The sequence below is a fragment of the Halobacteriovorax marinus SJ genome (assembly GCF_000210915.2).
Classification (GTDB): Bacteria; Bdellovibrionota; Bacteriovoracia; order Bacteriovoracales; family Bacteriovoracaceae; genus Halobacteriovorax; species Halobacteriovorax marinus.
The window spans coordinates 115,936-134,542 of sequence record NC_016620.1 but is presented as its reverse complement, the minus strand read 5'-3'; the positions used below and the strand labels follow the sequence as shown (position 1 = coordinate 134,542).

The window sequence follows — 18,607 nt, the reverse complement described above, 5'->3', positions numbered from 1 at the left end:
CCTTACTGCGCCCAAGGATCGAACTTATCAATCCTACCTTTTATGGTGAAAATCTGGACCCTATATTCTCCGTTTCTTCCCTCTTCAACAGTTTTTGATTCTGTTAAACTTAAAGGTTGATCGAAAAAGCCTGCACTATTTACACTAGAGAGAAAGTCACCAATACTCTTATAGTGAATTCCTCCCCCTTTGATCGTAATTGATTTATCTTCATCAATTAGAAAGGTGCTAAACCACATATCACTAGGTAATTTTCTAGCGATTTTTTCCATTATTTGATTTGGATTTCTCTTCTCTTTCAAGATTAAATCAACTTGAACTGACCTTTTTTGCAACTTCTCTACTTGCTTATTAAAAGCCGCAAGTCTCTCTTTTACACCAGAGTTCTTCTTCAAATCTCGCTGAAGCTTTCTACTATTATTTTGAAGTACAGTAATTTGAGATTGAAGATTTTTCATTTCTTCTTCCCAGCTTGGGTAGACAAAGAAGTCTGGAATATAACTCAATATACCTACTGCTATTAAGGCCTTCCAGTTTAGATCCCCAAGGTCTATCCCTAGGACGACAGGCATCTTAAACGGTTTTTTCTGCTCCAGTAGGTTAATCTTAATCATATTACGTAGACCTCATAGCAAGACCTAGAACACTCGCACCTCTGTAAGCAATCTCATTTAACTGCTCTTCTTTGATTTTCTTTTCATCAAAGCTAATGACTTCGAACGGGTTCATGATACTAACACTAATACCAAGTAGGGCCTCAAGACCCTCAGTTAACCCTGGTATTAAAGAACTTCCGCCTGTTAATACACATTCAACAAAAGACTCATCTGATGTTGAACTGATATAAAAATCTACTGTTTTCTTAATTTCTGCAAAGAAGCTTTCAACAACACTATCTATAATCTCTAGTATTTCTTCTGGTAAATTTCCATTTTCATCACCGTGATTTTTTAAATCCTCAGCTTCATAGTAATTAACACCCATTTGTCTTTGAATTTCTTCCGTTATAATAACTCCACCAATCATAATTTCTTTGGTGAACATAACTTTATTATTTTTATAGATTATAAATTCTGTTTTTTGTGCTCCTAGATCCATGAGGATCCAAGACTCGTTAGGGTCTTCTAGCTTTTCTGCATATACAAGCTCAAACACATTCACTACAGCGAGTAGACCAAGGTCAAAAATCTTAGGCTTTAAGTCTGCTTTCTCGAGAAGTTCTTTGTAGGACTCAACAACTTCACCCTTAGCAGCAGCAACGATAACGTCAACACCACCACCCTCATTCTCACCTATGATATGAAAGGAGACCTTAGAAGTTTCGACACTGAAAGGAATATACTGTTCAACTTCCCAAGAAACCTGATCTTCAATCTCTTCTTCGGAACCTCCAGCAAGTTGTAACTTTCTGGCCACAGTATTTGGTCCGGCCAAGCCGAAAACAGCATTTACAGAAGATATTCCAGCATTCTTAATCGCTTCTTTAATCGCTTCAATAATTTCTTCTTCTTTTTGGATATCATCTTCAATGATGGCCCCTTCCGGAAGAGGCTGTGAACCATAAGCTATCAGTTTAAAGCCCGAGTCTTCACTTCCCTCAAGTTGAGCGACTTTCACAGAGCTTAGTCCTATATCAATACCAAGGTACCCACTTGGTCCAAGCTTAAGTACTTCTTTAACTTGAGAAATTAAATCATTAATAACTTTTTTTGAATCCAAAAAATTTCCTCGATGCTTCCAATGCCATTAAATTATAACGCATTAAAACTATTGAATTCAAGTAATTACTGCGCAGTTTAAAACTAAATGCTCCACAATGAGGAAAATTGTTTAAATAATGTAGGAAAATAAACCTGAAACACCGCAACAATAATAATAAATGGACCGAATGCTAACTTCGTAGTCCGAGACATTTTTCCAAGGGCCATCATCACTAAGCTAAATAGTGCTCCAAAGAAACAACTCAGAAAAATATTATTAATTATTCCAACAGGACCAAGAATAATTCCTAAAACAGCGAAGAGTTTAATATCTCCTCCGCCAAGCCCTTGCTGACCCTTTAGGTGATAAAAGGCCAAGGTAACGAGATAGGGAAAGAGAAAACCGATTGCTGCACCCGAAAGATAGAATACTGGAGGGTTCTTTAAAAGTGATATACAGAGAAAGCTCAATCCTAAATATATATTGATAGAGTCTGGCAGTATCTGGTGCTTAACATCAATTAAAAAATGGCAAAATAGTGCACAAAAGATTCCAAAGTAAAGGAAGAAGTACATTATAGACATAGAGTCTAGCGACCTTGGCATCAGAAAAATTGAAACTAAACCTATAAAGAGCTCAACTAAAGGATACTGAATACTATATGGCTCCTTACACTTTGAGCACTTTCCTCTTAAGAAAATATAGCTGAGTATTGGAATATTCTCATACCAATAAATAAGTTTTTTACATTTAGTACAATGAGACCTGGGATGAGCAATATTAATCTTTCTAGGCAGTCTATAAATAACAGCATTAAGGAAGCTGCCTATCATCGCTCCAAAAATAAAGAATACTATATATAATGACATCAATCTAAATTCTTCTGGTTAAAAATTAAAATACAAATAAAGAGTAAAAATAAAATGTAACTTACTCCATAGATAACTCCATAACTCAAACTCGGATAAGATATAATCTTTTCATAGAGTATGTAGTCCTTAATATTAAAGTTAGATAGACTTGGTAGAAGATAATTTCCAATAGCTATCATTTTCTTAAAGAATAGATTGTTATTAGCAAAAGTTGTTTTCCCCACCTCAAAGATAGCATAGCTAGTCGTATAAACAACAATCGTATTCACAACTGCTAAAATTGTATTAGTTACGAGAGAGAAAAGAATCACAATTAAGAGAACAATAATTGACTCTAAAATTATAAAGAAGAATGCAAAAGGAATGAGTGAATTCCATGCTCCTCCCATGAAGAAGTAAAGTGAGAGTGAAACCCCTCCTAGAATGAGCGTATTTATAAATACAATTCCGATTAAGCCAATAATCTTTCCGAGCATAAACTCTACTCTTGAAATCGGTCTCGAGATAATCATATAGAGGGTTCTATTTTCTACTTCTCTCACAATTAAGTTCGCACCGAGAAAAATAGAAATCAAGAGAGTTGAGATACTAGAAGCACCAAGGCCAAAATCGAGCGCTACTTTATTTGGCACCCCATAAGTAAATTCACTTGCCACATATGTCATAAGTAGAAGTCCGAGAGAGAGAAAGAAGACATTGTAGAGAATCTTACTTTGAACAAACTCTGAAAAAGTATATTTTGCTACCGTTAATGACTTCAAATTGACCTACCCGTTTTATAGACGACCTCTTCTAGTGTTGGGCTATTCTTAGTCAGTTTCAAAATATTTATATCACTCTCTAAGCAATTCTTAATAAAATCATTCTTAAGTGCTTCACCTACTGAATAAGTTAAATGACTCCCTATTTCGACATATTTAAAGTCATCTCGATCTTGTTCATATACTTTTTTATCAACAGTAATAAGGTACTCTGATCGACTATTTTCTTGGATTAGTTCACTTATATCTCCGTCGTAAACAACAATCCCTTTATCTAAAACAACGACTTTCTCACAAACTTCTTCAACATCAGAGACAATATGGCTTGAGAAGAAGATTGTTTTTCCCTCTGAAGAGAGTTCAAGTAGAAGATCTTTAATATCCTTTCTTCCTTGAGGATCTAATCCCGAGAGAGGCTCATCTAATATTACCAACTCTGGATTATGAAGTAGTGTACAGAGCATTCCTAATCTTTGTAGCATCCCCTTGGAATATCCTTTTATTTTCCTCTCAAGAGCAAAGTGTATTTTCAATCTATGAGCATACCTCTCGATTCCTTTTTCAATCTGATTCTCAGATAAATTACAAAGTCCTCCCATAAACTCAACCATCTCCCGTCCAGAGAGATGAGGGTAGAAGTATGGCCTTTCTGGCAAATATCCCACTTTACTTGATATAGACTGAAATGACCTTCCGTCAAAGAAGTGAACAGAACCACTATTTGAATTAGTAAAGCCCATCATAATTTTAATCAATGTAGTCTTCCCTGCCCCATTGGCTCCCAAGAAGCCAACAACCTGGCCTTTTCCAATTGAAAAGCTAACATCCTTAAGAACTTCAACAGGAGCTGCCCAAAAGTCAGACTTATAACTTTTTTTTATATCTTTTACTTCAAACATTTCAATACCGCGTTTAAAATAATTCTATGAAGAAAATTATTATTATATTAATCATACCTATATTCTTAGTTATTTCAAACTTTCTAAAAGCAAATATTAATCTTCCAAATTTGAAAGTTTCTAAAGAAGAGCAAAGCTTAAATCTAAATAAGTCCTTAGTTAATATTTTTTCGATCGGACAAAAGAGAATGCTATCAAACTTACTATGGATTCACACAATGCTTGAAAGTGATATTGAGCGAGTTGAAGATGGCAATTCATGGATGTACTACCGCTTCAACACTATTTCATCTTTAGAACCTCTATTCTATGAAAACTATATATATGGAGGACTATATCTTTCAGTTATAAAAGATGATGTTGAAGGTGCTGCCGATATATACAATCTAGGTCTTAAATATTACCCTCGTGATTTTCGTCTAAATTATAATGGTGCCTTCAATGATTACTTTGAACTCCAAGATAAAGAAGCTGCGCTAAAAAAATATAAGATTGCTCTTGAGTCTCCTGAAGCGATGGCCCATTCAAAATACCTTCCTTCACTAGTTGGTAGAATACAGGCAGAGAGTGGAGGCCTAGAAGAGGCTTTGATTATTCTTACGAATCACTATAACAATACTCCTGATGGAAAGCTTAAGGATAGACTTAGAGAAGACCTCTACGGATTAAAAGCAGAGATAGATCTAAAATGTTTGAATACAATAAAAGAAGGTTGCCAAGCGCAAGACCTCTTTGGTGAGGATTATCTCTTACGAGAAGGAAGCTATAGAGCGCAAAGAGAGTGGAAGAAGTTTCGTCCTAAGAAAAAAAAGGAGAGGACTAAGTCCTCTCCCTAATTACTTTTTTAATTTTAAATTTAATCTAGTAACCAATTACATCATGAACAAGGTTCTTGTTTTCATCGATTGCCCAAATATCAGCAACGTTTGCCTTGGCCTTATCTGAATCGATATAACCAACAGCACCAGCGACAAATCCTAGTCCGTCAGCTTCAACAGAGTTCGAAGATTGCGATAAACCAGCAGTTGTCTTAACAATTGTAAATCCGAGATCGCCATCAGCGGCACTCTTACCAGCAACCGTCTTATTTGAAGGACCACCAGTATTACCAGCACCACCAGTACAAGTACCACCGTTTGAAGTAACTGTAGAAATTCCACCTGTATCTGAATCTGGGAAACCTACTGCATAGTAGTTACCACCCTTTGGAGGTAAGTACCCTGCATCTGTTAAACAAGATGCGTAGGCATCAAAGTCAGACTGAAGAGCAGTTTCAGCTGAGTAGATTGAAGACAACTGAAGCTTTGCTTCTGAGGTCTTTGTTTTTGCTTGATACTTTTTAAAGTTTGGAATCGCAACCGCTGATAAAATACCAATGATCGCAACAACCACCATCAGCTCCACAAGTGTGAAACCTTCTTCGTTTTTAAAGCTTTTCATAAAGCCTCCTTCCTTTTAGTACCGAATTAAGATCGGTAGTTAGTTATTTTACTCCATTGAGAGAAGTAAATATTCACTGTACTAACTTAACTTGTTCTTACTGGTCGGATATTTAGAATCAAACCTTGAGACAATATTAAGTTCCTACAACTCTTATTTATAATTATAACATCGTTTAAATTAATATTAACTTTAGGAAAAACTTTTTTTCTTTCCAAAAAAATTATTATATTTCAACTATTTAGTCCGCACCTCCGGCACTCATAAACATTGGTAAATACATGGCCACTAAAATACAGGCAATGATACCACCGAGAACGACAATAATAATTGGCTCTATCATCTTGGTCATCCCCTCAACTAGGGTATTAACCTCATCCTCAAAGACATCGGAGACCTTCTCAAGCATTTGATCTATCTGCCCAGTCTGCTCTCCAACTTTAATCATCTGAGAAACCATATCCGGAAAGTACTCAATCTTCATTAATGGCTCTGTAAGAGTCTTACCTTGCACAACTTCTTTTCTGATCACTTTTACATCATTAGCAATCACACCATTATCAATCGTTTCAATACAAATATCTAAGGAATCAATTAGAGAAACGCCAGAGCTCAGCATTGTGGCAAGCGTTCTAGAGAAAGTACTTAAGTTACCTTTAATAATAATCATTCCAAAGATTGGCATCTTCATCGTAAGCGAATCGAAAACAACCTTTCCAGAAGGAGTCTTGATAAAGCTATTAACAATTACTCCAAGAACAAATAGTACCCCAAGCATTTTTAATGAGTGAAGGCCAAGAAACTCTGAAGTATCAATAACCATTTGAGTAATCCAAGGAGGCTCTTGCCCCGTATCTGCCAGCATCCCAACAAATTGAGGAACCACAAAAACCATCATCCCCCAAATAACACCAAAACCAACAAGCGTAACAATGAATGGATACATCATTGCAGACTTCACTTGTGCCTTTGTTTTTTCTTGCTTTTCCAAGTGCACAGAGAGCTTCTCCAGAATTTCATCTAGAATCCCCCCTGCTTCACCCGCTTTCACTAGATTACAATAGAGTTTATTAAAACCTTTTTGCTTCTCCATCGCTTCGGCAATAGTTTGTCCCTCGCCTACATCTCTAGCAATATTTTTAACTGACTTTTTTAAGGTTGGTTGCTTTTCTGATTTAAAAATAATTTCTAAGGCCTGAAGGATTGGTACACCTGCATTTATCATAATAGATAATTGCTTTGTAAAGTTGGCAAGATCCTTTGCTCCAAATGGTGCTGCAAAACCTTTTTCAACCATCCAATCGCCGAGATCAAATTCTAAAATTGATGGAGGTATAATTTTACGAGCACGTATCTTTTCATTACGTAAGATTCGACGCACCTCTTTTTCTGAGGTAGCAACAATTGTCCCCGATACTCTCTTTCCTTCTTTATTTAAACCTTCGTATCTCCAATTGGCCATTATCTACCCTTAACTCCCAATTGCTTCGCTAGTTCTTCTGGGTTTGTTGAATAACTCATGGCCGTATCAGTATCAATTAAACCAGCATCAACGTGCTTCTTAATTGTTTGGTTCATGGTCATCATTCCTGTCTTATCTTGACCAATCTGCATCTGAGAATAAACTTGGTGAATTTTATCTTCTCGAATAAGGTTTCTAATCGCAGGAGTTGGAACAAGAACCTCCATACCTAAACATCTCCCCGGCTCAAATGATTTTGGGAGAAGCTGCTGGGAAATCACGCCTTGAAGTACGAAACTTAAGAGCGTTCTAACCTGGTCTTGATGGTCAGCTGGAAAAACATTTATAATTCTATTAATTGTTTGCACACAACTATTCGTGTGAAGAGTTCCAAAGACAAGGTGACCCGTTTCTGCAATCGTTAAAGCAGCTTCAATTGTCTCAACATCTCTCATCTCCCCAACCAGTACGATATCAGGATCCTGTCTTAGAAGTGACTTCATCGCACTTTTAAAGTTTAAAGAGTCCGTTCCAATTTCACGTTGATTTACAATACAACTCTTGTGAGGGTGAACAAATTCCACTGGATCCTCTAGCGTTATAATATGTCCTGATTCATTTTCATTTAACCTATCAATAAGAGCGGCCAGTGTAGTTGACTTACCTGAACCAGTAGGTCCTGTAACAAGAATCAATCCATTCGATACGTCTGTCATCTCTAGGAGAACATTAGGTAACCGAAGGGCCTTGAAATCTGGAATAATACTAGGAATCTGTCTAAAAACAGCGGCAACACCACCTTTTGAATAGAAGACATTTGATCTAAATCTAGCCAAGCCTTTGATACCAAAAGAGAAGTCTAGCTCAAGATTCTTTTCTAATTCATTCTTCTGCTCTTCTGTCAGGATTTGATAAATTAATCTCTTAGTATCCACTGCTGTTAACGCAGGTATTTTAACTCTAACGATTTCTCCATTAACTCGAAGTCCAGGAGGCGTCCCAACGGTTAGATGTAGATCTGATCCACCACTCTCAACCATCAATTTAAAGAGCTGTTGAATCTTTACATTCTCAGCGCCTGCCTTCTTGGTTTTCGTAAAGGTTTTGTCTGCTTTAGTTTCATCACTACACATTTATTACTCCATCAAAACTTATCTGCACTTGAATTATTAACTGCCTCTTCAAGTGTTGTTTCACCCTTGGCAACTTTAGTCAGTGCACACATTCTAAGTGTTTTCATTCCATCTTTAATTGCCTGCTTCTTTATTTCATCAGATGAAGCATGCTTTAAAATTAATTCTTTAACTCTTGGGGAGAGATCCATCACTTCATAAATGGCAACCCTTCCTTTATATCCAGTTCCATTGCACATATCGCATCCCTTACCCTTATAGATTTTAATCTTCTCAGCAGAGCTGGGTGCAATCCCACAAGATATAATTTCTTCTTTTGTAACTTTTGTATCTATCTCTTTGCATGAAGAACAAATTCTTCTACAAAGTCTTTGAGCAACGACAACATTTAAGGCCTCCGTTACAAGGAAAGGCTCAATCCCCATATTAAGCAATCTGGTTACTGTTGATGGCGCATCATTCGTATGCAGAGTTGATAAAACCATGTGACCAGTAAGGGCCGCCTCAACTGCGATCTCACCAACTTCTAAATCCCTAATCTCCCCAACCATGATAATATCTGGATCCTGCCTAAGGAAGGCCTTAAGAGCGAAAGGAAATGTTAAACCTACTTCTTTCTTTACGTTAACCTGATTAATCCCCTCTAGGTTGAATTCAACAGGATCTTCTGCTGTAGAGATATTATTCCCCACAACATTCAGCTCAGCGAGTGCAGAGTATAGTGTCGTTGTCTTACCTGATCCCGTAGGACCTGTAACAAGACACATTCCATAAGGTTGATGAATACCTTCTTTAAAAATTTTCAATTGCTGTGGTTCAAAACCAAGTTTTGTCATATCCAACTGGAGGTTAGATTGATCAAGAAGTCTTAGAACAATCTTTTCTCCAAAGAGAGTTGGTAAACTTGAAACTCTATAATCAATTGGCTTACCACCAACCGAAAGCTTAATCCTACCATCTTGTGGCTTTCTCTTTTCAGAAATATCCATCTGGGCCATGATTTTCATTCTCGAAGTCATAGGCGCCATCAAGTTCTTAGGTGGTTTCGCGACCTCCATCAAAGTACCATCAACTCTAAATCTAACCCTAAAGTTATTCTCATAGGGTTCAATATGAATATCTGATGCTTTTCGAACATACGCATCGGCTAAGATTCTATTAACAAATCTAATTACATCTTCACCGATATCTTCTTCATTAACAGCTTCTTCTTTTTGATCTGTAGGCTTTACTTCTTTAATTGTTTCAAGAAGCTCATCAATAGATTCTGTAACTCTTTCAAATATTTTTGCCCACGAACCAATATTCGTTAAAATGAATTCTACCGGATGCTGAAACAATGTTTGTAGTTCTGTCTTAAGTGCAACAACTGAAGGGTCATAAACAGCAAGACTTACTGCCTTAGCTGTCTTTTGTATTGGTAGAACTCGATACTTTAAAACATCAGTCTTTCTAATTAGCTTGATTGTTTTATCTGGAATCTTTGCTTTTGATAAATCAATGAAAGTTAGGTTGTAGTTTTCAGCTACTTGTTTTGCGAATTTTATGTCATCAAAGAATGAGAGAGAAAGAAGGCCTAACTCAGAAACCTTCGATGGGTTTTTATCTAAAAGAAGAGGACGCAAATCTTTAATCGGGATCATTCCCGTTTTGCCAATCACGTCTGCAAATTCTTTCCTAAACATAAAAATCCGTAATTAAAAGTACTTATATATATATTATCGGATTTATCTAAAAACTATTTAAAGAATTTTAATAGGTTAGAATTGCCCCACGAATCTACTCGGGTATATTCCAAAACTCTAATGCAAACTTTGCTTGCAACTCAAGCATCTCAAGGCCATCAATATATTCGTATCTCTTCCCCTTGAAATACTCGATATGAGCAGGGAAAGCGTAATTATAGTCCCAGAAAATAGCATCATCACTTAACTGATTATTAAAATGAAAACTGCGCGAACATGTGTTAATTACAAGTAAGTTTTCATCCTCAAGTGAAATATGATTTAAATCACCGTCTAACTTTCTAGAGAATTGTCTAAATTTAATATCCAACTTTTTCAGTACAGTAATAGTAATTCTAGCCATTACTCCATTGCCGAGAATAACTATATTCTTTTTAAGAAAGTTCTTCTTTATTAAAGAGTCCACTGCCAAATAATCAGTATTAGTACCAAAGTATTTATCCCCTCTTCTGGCGATACAATTTATTGCGCCAAGAAGCTCTACTTCCTCATTTAAAGTAACTTCTTTTATGAAATGCTCTTTATATGGAGAGGTTATACTAAGACCTTCAATGCTCTCAAATAAACTTTGTAATTTAGGAATTTTCTCTGCAGCTTCATAATCGAGTAAAGAGTACTTAATACTTCTTCCAAGTATCTTCTCGTACATTTCCTGAGACTTACTATGGGAGATCCCCTTACCAATTAAAGCTAGTTTTAACATGACTCTTCTTTAAAGTATTTTTTGGCCTCGTCTACATCACTTTTAATTTGATCTACGAGCTCGTTCACACTATTGAATTTCTTCTCATCTCGAATTCTTTTTATGAATGAGACCTTAAGGTCTTCTCCATAAATATCCTCATCAAAGTCAAAAATATTTGTTTCAACCGTTTTCTTTCCCTCATCTACAAACGTAGGATTAAATCCGATATTGGTTATAGAGAAATAAACCATCCCTCTTATCTCTACAGTCGTAATATAAACTCCTACCTTAGGAGTTATTCTTTCAGAGTTATAAGATATATTTGCTGTCGGGAAGCCGATCTGTTTTCCTCTTCCAGCACCCTTAACGATATTTCCCGTTAAGAAGAAATTTCTTCCAAGAAGATCTCTTACTTTATCAACATCCCCGCTTTCAATTAACTTTCGGACAACTGATGATGAAACGGTCTCCTCATTAGGATTAAACCTTTTCATCTTTTCAACATTGACACCCTTACAGTAGTCTTTAGCAAAAATAAAGTTACCGGCCTTATTGGCACCAAAAGCAAAGTCATGTCCCATATAAAGAGAATGAATATTTTTATTTACCAAAATATAGTTATCTAAAAAGAGGCTCGGCTCCATTGTAGAAAGGTCTCTATCAAAAGGAATTTCTAAAAAGTAATCAACTCCCAACTCTGAAATTAAGACCTCTTTTTCATCATATGTATTAATTAAAAAGTTCTCTTTTGGATTTAAAATTCTTAATGGATGGGGATTAAAAGAGATTAAGACAAAGGCTAAATCTTCTTGGGAGCAAACCTCCTTAATCTCTTTAATAATAGACTGGTGCCCAACATGAACACCATCAAAGTTTCCAATTGTAACTGCAAACCTTTTATTTTCAATTTCATTAAGACTTTGTATTTTCTTCATTATCTCAATAGCTGCTGTAGCTCTCTTAAATACTTCTTATTAACACTCTTACTATTTATAGCTTCGTTATTAAACGTTCCTCTCTCTAGAGATTCGAAAAGACTCAAGAAGTAGCTCTTAGCTGCCTCAGATAACTTACTGCTCATAATCTTCTCTTTTACACTCATATTTAAATCATCAGAAAGAAGATTGAGCAAGGAATAGATTAATGAAAATGAGATATTTCCCTTGGAAACTTTCTTTATAATCTGATTTGATAACTCGAGCTTATCAGATAGCTCCTTCTTTACATATAAAACACTAATACAAAGAGCGATGACTAAAATAAGTAGAACAATATTTACAATACTTATTAATTTCCCACTCACTCTATTCTTACCGAGGGCAACCCCTATTAGTCCGACAGACTGTTTTATGGATGGGTTAACGGCTGGACCTCCACCTGTATTAGCAATAGGAGTCTTTGTATAACTACTACTTTTAACGGCTCCTCCAGAAATAGAGACCTCAGGTATCTGAATCTCTTTAGTAATATACTCTTTCTTATCTGGATCAAAGTATGCAACTTTTTCTGAATGGGCAGCAATATTAAAAGAGCTTCTGGCCAAGTAAGTGTAGTCAAAAGTCTTCTTTTGTACTTGTTTATTAATTGGCTGTAATTCACCCTTAGTATCAAATTCTTCTAAATCTTTATGACGAAGTAACTTAGGCGCTTCAAAAGCCTCTAAGGCCCCTACGCCTTGAACTTCTAGTTTTGCCTCAATGGCCTCATTCACAACATACTTTGTTCTTGGAAATTGAAGTGTGAAGGTATGCTCACCAACAAGCCCAGTGAAGTAAGGAGGAACATTCTCAGTTGGAAGTGGTATAACTTCAACTTCTACTCTTTCACTTTGAAAGCTTCGTGTTCTTATCTGTCCAAACTGAAGACCAATACCAAAAGAGCCTCTCGATCGACCTGTTGTGTATTGAACCTTCATTCTTAGTGGATCTAATTTTGCGACTCCAGCCTTTTGAGCAAAAAGTCTAGCTGAATACTTTAGAGACCTTCTATATAACTCACCTTTGTAGCGAACTGTTTCTATCGTCTCATTGACCATATGGAACCTTTTTAGAAAGTCACCAAGGGTTGGGTACTTCTCAAGTTCACTCCCTATAACATTAACTCTTTGATATAAGTAGTAATTGACATCAAACCCCTCTCCGACATAAACCTTCTCCTTTGAAGGAATCGCCATTACAAAAATATCTTTTGGCCTCTGGGGCTCTCTAAGTACATTTATTCTTAAATCTTTAAGCTTCTCTTTTTGCCCATTTCCGAAATCAACTTCTATATTTCTTATATAAAGAGTTCCGCGACGAGTGGATAGAATATTATAGACGTAAGTCACTTCTTTTTGCGTTGTGAACTTACCATTAATGATTGTTGTTTTTAGCGAAACGCCTCTGTTGCTTCTTCCTGTTACAGAAGCTCCTCCTGGATCAAAGGAAATATATGGCTCCTCGTCTCCACGAAGTTTTATTTTGAATACTAATTCAAATGGCTCATTCATTACTGGAGACTCTGGTGACATCGATACCGAAACCTTTTCTGAGCCAAATGTAAATGCTGAAATCATAAAGAATATAAATATTAATATCTTTTTCATATTACCAATCTCTTTTTTCAGTTCTTTCATCTTTACCAATATTTGTTTTTAAGAACTTTTTCTGTAATCCACGATCATCGTTCATTAACTGCTTTAAAGTAGCTGGAACTTTCACCATCTTTCTCTTTTTCTTAATCTCTTCTTCTTTATCTTTTACATTCTTTGGTTTTTGTTCACTATTCTTATTATCTTGTTCATCTTTCTTCTTTTTATCTTTCTCATCTTTCTTATCTTCATTGTCTTTATCACTGTCATCTTTCTTTTTATTTTGTTTCTGATTTTCTTTGGATTTTCCATCTTTAGAGTTCTTTTTCTGATCAGAGTCTCCAGATGATTCATTCTTGTCTTTATTTTCTTTCTTCTTATCTTTATTATCCTGCTTCTTATTTTCTTCTTCTTTTTTCTTTTGCTGTTCCTGTTGTTTCTTTTGTTTCTGCTGAACAATTGCTCTCAATGTATTATTTTCTACTATTTTTTGCTCTTGTTCATTCAACCGATTCTTCTCTTTCAATTTATCAAAAAGACTTAAGGCCTCACCAACCTGACCAGACTTAAGTAAGCTAGTTCCCATGTTTAAAACCGTTTCATTTGAATAATTATCAATATTCTTCAACGTCTCTTGATAAATGGTACTCGATTCTTTAGCCTTATTAAGCCTCAATAATTCTTCTGCGACTTTCAACTTGGCCTTCTCATCTAAAGTTCCATCTTTCATCTGATTAAGTAATTGTGCTGCCTTAATATCTGCTGGATTTACTTTCTCCTCGGCCATCGTCAAATTTGGTCCATATGCTATAAAGAAAATAATCAGAGCAAGAGGTGTAAAAGATCTTCTCAATGAAAATAAATACGAAACAAAGTAAATGATTACAGCTGGTATAACTAACCACTTTGCAAGAACGGGTCTTATTCTAGACTGACCTTTGCTTAGCTTGGCCTGAAACTTTGCCCTAAAGAAGTCTAGTACTTCATCAGTAGGCAAACTATAGGAAAGCGATATCCAGTACTTTGAATTCTTCGTTCTATTTACAAACCTCTTTATATTTACTTCATTCAACTTTGAGTTGATCTCCTTACCATTGAATTTCTTATATCCAAGGAAGCTTCCACCTTTTCTTCTAAGCGGAATCGCCCCTCCATTTAATGTACCAACTCCAACAACGGCAAGATTAACATCTTCACTTAAGTTAAAGTTCTCTAGACTATCGTGCTCTTCACCATCAGTGAAAACAAGTAAGTTTCCACCTTTATATTCATTGTCCAATGCAAAGTAATTAGTGGCTTCTTTCATCGCCATAGAAAGCTCTGAACCACCTACATTAATATCTAATTCAAGTAACCCTCCCAATATAGAGTCTAAGAGATCGATATCATCTGTAAAAGGAACCACCCTCTTATGAGTATCGGAAAAAACGATAATAGATATTTGGTGACCGGCAGCTCTTTTTACAAAATGTCGCGCCATCATTACAGCTTTTTTAAATCTATTTGGTCTAACATCTTCAACCAACATACTTGCAGACTTATCTATTAGAATAATCGTTTTCTGATCTGGAATTGATGTATCTATTTTCTCTTCAGGCCCTCTAAGATCCAGCATAGCAACGACTAGTGTGGCCATCGCAACAAAGAGTAGCACTCTACTAACTTTATTAGAAAATGTTTGTTTAAAGAACCAGTGATCCTCAACCCATCGATAGAATTTCAAGTCATTCTTTCGATAGATATAAAAATAAATAATCAGGGCCGGGATCATGAAAATAAGATATTGATGGTATTCAAAACTCATACTCCCCCCTCTTTTAAGAGATACTTTCTAGAGACAGCTGCCAAGAGTATTGCAATAACTCCCGGAACTAAGAAGCGAAGATAGAGTTCTTTATAAATTATCTTAGCACTCGAATCGATCTCAGATTTCTCCAATTTTTCAATCTCACTCAATACCTCAGCAAGGGCTTTTTCATCTTGCGCCTCAAAGGTTTGACCATTTGTCTTATCTGCGATCTCTTTCAATGTTTTAAAATCTATAGATCCGCCAGGTATATTCTGATAGCGCTGTCGACCAAATATATTTTTACCATATGGAATCTTTGCATCTCCCCTTCCGCCTATTCCAATAGTATATACTTTTATACCTTGCTTCTTTGCCTCTTCTGCTGCTTGGATAGGAGTTAGAAATCCTACATTACTAACGCCATCTGTAAGTAGAATAATTACTTTATTCTTGGCCAGAGATTGAGCACCTCTTGCAACAGCCAACCCTAGAGCATCACCGATATTAGTACCACTACCCAGCATTCCTCCTACATTTATTTCTCCAACCATTTGTTTAATCAATTTTAAGTCAGTACTTAAAGGAAGAAGTGTAAATGCTCTCTCTGAGAACATTATTAGCCCAATACGATCAGTTGGCCTTAGAGCAACGAAATCAGAGATCTTATCTTTAGCTACTTCAAGTCGATTTGGTCGAAAATCGTCTGCCAACATTGATCTAGAGACATCTATTACAAAGAAAATATCGTTCACTTCTATCTTATTTTTTGCAAAACCTTGTGGACTTCTTGGTTGGGTCAGAGAATAAGCAATAAGTAACCAACCTACAGCACCAACTAGCCAGACAAGAAGTCTTTTTGCCGAGTTAGAATTCTTAACCATCGAAGCTGGTAGGAGTAATTCTGGTTTCTTGAAAATATAATAGAAGGATAGAGTCCAAACAATTAACCCCAAAACACCCCAAAGAGAATTATATAATGTAGCAAATTCAATTTCTTTCAAAATATTCCTCTTATATCATCATAAGCTTCCATAACCTGATGTTCTTCAATATCACTCCACTCTTTCTTATATTGAATTAAATCAAGTTTTTGAAAAAACTCAAGAATAGGTGGCGTTTCCCCTCCTATCAACTTTAACCATTCATCACGTGTTTTATAAATATTCTCAATATCTGTACGTGTTTGAGCATTCTTAAATCTCTCTCTCCAAGAAAGAATTACTCTCTGTCTTTCCATTTTTAGAATTCTCAACTTCCTATAGCGAATAGCTAAAGGTGTAATAACAATAATGACAACGAGTGCGATTACTATGTATGGCCACATTCTCTTAAGTTTGTCGCCTCCCGATTCCTGAGAGAGTATTATAAAGTCTTTCTCTAGATCGTTTTTTACTGGATTAATATTTTCAATTTCAAAAGGAATAGTAAGACTTTTATAAGTCCAGATAAACACACTCTTGTTTTGATATGCAGTAGTTAAGACCAGTTTGGCATAGACAATAATTACATCTGAATTATTCTCAGAAAATTTAATATTTGAAACTGAGGCTATATAGAAATGATCTAGAAATGTTTTTCCAACAAGTACATCTTTAACATTGTTCAAGTTTTCTTCGACCATAGGCCAAATATTGATTTGAGCATTGAAGCTCTCGCCCTCAAGTATTGTATTGCTATGATCAAGGTTTTTTAATATTCCTTTAACTTCATAAGAAAATACTGAGTAACTTATTAAGAAGGTACACAATAAGACGATTAACCTCACATCATCTCCTTTATGAAACTCTCTAAGTATCTATCTTTAACATTCAATTTCTTTACTCTTTTTCCAAGAATATCTTCAATATCTTCAACCTTCTTTTTCTGTACTTCCGCCAAAACCCCACTACCGTCGGAGTTTTTAGTAAAAAGGCTATAATTTTGCTTTTGAGCCTCATCTAATGGGCCAACTATTCTAAAGCAATGAACATGTTTTCGAAATGCTATCTTCTTCATCTGTTCTGCATCAAGAAAGTTTATGAAATCGGAAAGAATAACTACTTCCTTATTTCTCTTTAAATACTTAAGCGCTTTTTCTTTATCCACACTATCTTTAATCTCAAAATCGTAAGGATAATTAATATTTACTTTCCCACTATCATTGAGCACACTCATTTCTTCTAGCTTTGAAACCAATAATGCTATCCCTTTTTCTCCGCTGGCTTTAGGTAGGGAAGTTAAGCTATCCCCCAAGATTAACACTTGAACATAGTCATTGGTTTCACTAGAAAGTAAGAATAACAAGCAACATATCTCAATAGCCGCTTGTAATTTGGAAATGCCTTTATATCCCAAAAACATAGATGCAGATAAATCTAGCACCACCACGATCTCAACATTTCTTTCTTCTTCAAATGTTTTTACAAATGTATTTTGAGTTTTAGCTGTCAGATTCCAATCAATAAATCTGATATCATCCCCATGAGAGTAAACCATATGTTCTTTGAACTGAAGTCCGCTCCCCTTAAAGTGTGACTTAAGCATTCCAATAGAAAAGCCATTCGAATTCTTAAACAAAGAACTCTTAATGCTTCCTACAATCTCTCTTACATTCTTTAAATTCATTAGATCAACTTTTCAGCTATTCTCTTTGCGATATCTGTTCCTTTCAGATTATCGATCGATGCTTCATATGTTAGAATTAATCTATGTCCAAGAACTCCTGAAACAATCTCCATAACATGACTTGGAGAGACAAAGTCCTTATTATCCATATAAGCTATAAACTTACTAATTTTAAATAACCAGATACAGGCCCTTGGTGATGCTCCAGCCAAGATTGCTCCTTCAAATCTCTTGTCAAAACAATCGCTGCTTGGCCTAGTTGAATGAACTATTTTTACGATGAGATCTTTTATCTTTTCATCAATATAAATTGATTCAACTTCTTCTTTCATAGCGAGAATATCATCAGTTGTAAGCACTGACTCGATATCATCCAAGAAGTTACCTTTCTGTCCCAAGATGCTTTTCTCAGCTTCAAAGTCAGGGTAATCCACCTCTAGCTTCATCATAAATCTATCTAGCTGTGCCTCTGGTAATTGATAAGTCCCCTCTTGGTCTATTGGGTTCTGAGTCGCTAGAACGACAAACGGACTTGAAAGTTTATGGGTATTATCACCAATAGTAACTTGCTTTTCGGCCATGGCCTCTAAGAGTGCAGCCTGAACCTTAGCAGGTGATCTATTTATCTCATCAGCGAGTAGTAGCTGTGTAAAAATTGGCCCAAACTTAGTTGAAAATTCTTCTTTCTGTTGGGAATAAATCATTGTCCCTATTAAATCGGATGGCAATAAGTCTGGTGTAAACTGAATTCTCTTATACGATAGATCACAGAGTTTACTCATTGTTGAGACACTCATTGTTTTCCCTAGTCCAGGCATACCTTCTATTAATAAGTGGCCTTCACAGACTAATGCAGCCAAGATTGAATCAAGCATTTTATCTTGACCGTAGATTACTTTTTTTGCTTCCGCCAAAGCGTTAATTGCTTTTTCTCTAATTGCGCTCAT

General features: G+C 35.8%; 18 protein-coding genes. 1 reads left to right on the top strand and 17 read right to left on the bottom strand.

Annotated features, from left to right (window positions below; all coding sequences use genetic code 11):
• Positions 1-2 precede the first annotated feature (2 nt).
• The 5 genes from BMS_RS00640 to BMS_RS00620 form a co-directional block, all read right to left on the bottom strand.
• Positions 3-614, bottom strand: a complete 612-nt coding sequence (locus BMS_RS00640) for a PilN domain-containing protein (RefSeq protein WP_014242855.1) — start codon at positions 612-614, stop codon at positions 3-5.
• Position 615: 1 nt separating this feature from the next.
• Positions 616-1,719, bottom strand: a complete 1,104-nt coding sequence (gene pilM, locus BMS_RS00635) for a type IV pilus assembly protein PilM (protein WP_014242854.1) — start codon at positions 1,717-1,719, stop codon at positions 616-618.
• 83 nt (positions 1,720-1,802) lie between these two features.
• A complete protein-coding gene (locus BMS_RS00630; protein WP_044557139.1) occupies positions 1,803-2,570 on the bottom strand; it encodes a prepilin peptidase in 768 nt (255 codons plus the stop codon).
• The gene (locus BMS_RS00625; RefSeq protein WP_014242852.1) at positions 2,570-3,334 is read right to left on the bottom strand and encodes an ABC transporter permease; all 765 of its coding nucleotides are present in this window, start codon (positions 3,332-3,334) and stop codon (positions 2,570-2,572) included. Before BMS_RS00625 ends, BMS_RS00630 begins: the two co-directional genes overlap by 1 nt.
• Positions 3,331-4,233, bottom strand: a complete 903-nt coding sequence (locus BMS_RS00620) for an ABC transporter ATP-binding protein (RefSeq protein WP_014242851.1) — start codon at positions 4,231-4,233, stop codon at positions 3,331-3,333. The genes BMS_RS00625 and BMS_RS00620 overlap by 4 nt, the downstream gene beginning before the upstream one ends.
• 26 nt (positions 4,234-4,259) lie before the next feature.
• Here BMS_RS00620 and BMS_RS00615 point away from each other — a divergent pair, with 26 nt between their 5' ends.
• Positions 4,260-5,069, top strand: coding sequence for a hypothetical protein (locus BMS_RS00615; protein ID WP_014242850.1), 810 nt, complete (start codon positions 4,260-4,262; stop codon positions 5,067-5,069).
• A gap of 25 nt (positions 5,070-5,094) precedes the next feature.
• Here the strand turns inward: BMS_RS00615 and BMS_RS16535 are convergent, their stop codons facing one another.
• The 12 genes from BMS_RS16535 to BMS_RS00555 all read right to left on the bottom strand — a co-directional run bounded on the left by BMS_RS16535 (position 5,095) and on the right by BMS_RS00555 (position 18,607).
• Entirely contained in the window at positions 5,095-5,673 is a 579-nt protein-coding gene (locus BMS_RS16535) for a type IV pilin protein (protein ID WP_014242849.1), read from the bottom strand.
• Between the two features lie 241 nt (positions 5,674-5,914).
• Entirely contained in the window at positions 5,915-7,135 is a 1,221-nt protein-coding gene (locus tag BMS_RS00605; RefSeq protein ID WP_014242848.1) for a type II secretion system F family protein, read from the bottom strand.
• Positions 7,135-8,268: a type IV pilus twitching motility protein PilT gene (locus BMS_RS00600; protein WP_014242847.1), complete on the bottom strand. Its 1,134-nt coding sequence runs from the start codon at positions 8,266-8,268 to the stop codon at positions 7,135-7,137. The genes BMS_RS00605 and BMS_RS00600 overlap by 1 nt, the downstream gene beginning before the upstream one ends.
• A gap of 11 nt (positions 8,269-8,279) precedes the next feature.
• The gene (gene pilB / locus BMS_RS00595) at positions 8,280-9,953 is read right to left on the bottom strand and encodes a type IV-A pilus assembly ATPase PilB (protein ID WP_014242846.1); all 1,674 of its coding nucleotides are present in this window, start codon (positions 9,951-9,953) and stop codon (positions 8,280-8,282) included.
• Between the two features lie 94 nt (positions 9,954-10,047).
• A complete protein-coding gene (locus BMS_RS00590; RefSeq protein WP_014242845.1) occupies positions 10,048-10,716 on the bottom strand; it encodes a shikimate dehydrogenase family protein in 669 nt (222 codons plus the stop codon).
• A complete protein-coding gene (locus BMS_RS00585; protein WP_014242844.1) occupies positions 10,710-11,633 on the bottom strand; it encodes a bifunctional riboflavin kinase/FAD synthetase in 924 nt (307 codons plus the stop codon). Before BMS_RS00585 ends, BMS_RS00590 begins: the two co-directional genes overlap by 7 nt.
• Complete coding sequence (locus BMS_RS00580) at positions 11,633-13,282, bottom strand: BatD family protein (protein ID WP_157868205.1); 1,650 nt, start codon at positions 13,280-13,282, stop codon at positions 11,633-11,635. The genes BMS_RS00585 and BMS_RS00580 overlap by 1 nt, the downstream gene beginning before the upstream one ends.
• 1 nt (position 13,283) lies before the next feature.
• On the bottom strand, positions 13,284-15,071 hold the full coding sequence (locus BMS_RS00575) for a VWA domain-containing protein (protein WP_014242842.1): 1,788 nt from the start codon (positions 15,069-15,071) through the stop codon (positions 13,284-13,286).
• On the bottom strand, positions 15,068-16,057 hold the full coding sequence (locus tag BMS_RS00570; RefSeq protein ID WP_014242841.1) for a VWA domain-containing protein: 990 nt from the start codon (positions 16,055-16,057) through the stop codon (positions 15,068-15,070). The genes BMS_RS00575 and BMS_RS00570 overlap by 4 nt, the downstream gene beginning before the upstream one ends.
• Positions 16,054-16,821, bottom strand: a complete 768-nt coding sequence (locus BMS_RS00565; protein ID WP_014242840.1) for a hypothetical protein — start codon at positions 16,819-16,821, stop codon at positions 16,054-16,056. The genes BMS_RS00570 and BMS_RS00565 overlap by 4 nt, the downstream gene beginning before the upstream one ends.
• A complete protein-coding gene (locus tag BMS_RS00560) occupies positions 16,818-17,660 on the bottom strand; it encodes a DUF58 domain-containing protein (protein ID WP_014242839.1) in 843 nt (280 codons plus the stop codon). The genes BMS_RS00565 and BMS_RS00560 overlap by 4 nt, the downstream gene beginning before the upstream one ends.
• Complete coding sequence (locus BMS_RS00555) at positions 17,660-18,607, bottom strand: AAA family ATPase (RefSeq protein WP_014242838.1); 948 nt, start codon at positions 18,605-18,607, stop codon at positions 17,660-17,662. The genes BMS_RS00560 and BMS_RS00555 overlap by 1 nt, the downstream gene beginning before the upstream one ends.

Bases quoted from the DNA above. Each gene is read 5' to 3' on its own strand.
- BMS_RS00555 (WP_014242838.1), bottom strand. From the start codon at position 18,607: ATGAGCGCAATTAGAGAAAAAGCAATTAACGCTTTGGCGGAAGCAAAA.
- BMS_RS00615 (WP_014242850.1), top strand. From the start codon at position 4,260: ATGAAGAAAATTATTATTATATTAATCATACCTATATTCTTAGTTATT.
- BMS_RS00575 (WP_014242842.1), bottom strand. From the start codon at position 15,071: ATGAGTTTTGAATACCATCAATATCTTATTTTCATGATCCCGGCCCTG.
- BMS_RS00640 (WP_014242855.1), bottom strand. From the start codon at position 614: ATGATTAAGATTAACCTACTGGAGCAGAAAAAACCGTTTAAGATGCCT.
- BMS_RS00560 (WP_014242839.1), bottom strand. From the start codon at position 17,660: ATGAATTTAAAGAATGTAAGAGAGATTGTAGGAAGCATTAAGAGTTCT.
- BMS_RS16535 (WP_014242849.1), bottom strand. From the start codon at position 5,673: ATGAAAAGCTTTAAAAACGAAGAAGGTTTCACACTTGTGGAGCTGATG.
- BMS_RS00620 (WP_014242851.1), bottom strand. From the start codon at position 4,233: ATGTTTGAAGTAAAAGATATAAAAAAAAGTTATAAGTCTGACTTTTGG.
- BMS_RS00585 (WP_014242844.1), bottom strand. From the start codon at position 11,633: ATGAAGAAAATACAAAGTCTTAATGAAATTGAAAATAAAAGGTTTGCA.
- pilB (WP_014242846.1), bottom strand. From the start codon at position 9,953: ATGTTTAGGAAAGAATTTGCAGACGTGATTGGCAAAACGGGAATGATC.
- BMS_RS00600 (WP_014242847.1), bottom strand. From the start codon at position 8,268: ATGTGTAGTGATGAAACTAAAGCAGACAAAACCTTTACGAAAACCAAG.
- BMS_RS00590 (WP_014242845.1), bottom strand. From the start codon at position 10,716: ATGTTAAAACTAGCTTTAATTGGTAAGGGGATCTCCCATAGTAAGTCT.
- BMS_RS00580 (WP_157868205.1), bottom strand. From the start codon at position 13,282: ATGAAAAAGATATTAATATTTATATTCTTTATGATTTCAGCATTTACA.
- BMS_RS00605 (WP_014242848.1), bottom strand. From the start codon at position 7,135: ATGGCCAATTGGAGATACGAAGGTTTAAATAAAGAAGGAAAGAGAGTA.
- BMS_RS00630 (WP_044557139.1), bottom strand. From the start codon at position 2,570: ATGTCATTATATATAGTATTCTTTATTTTTGGAGCGATGATAGGCAGC.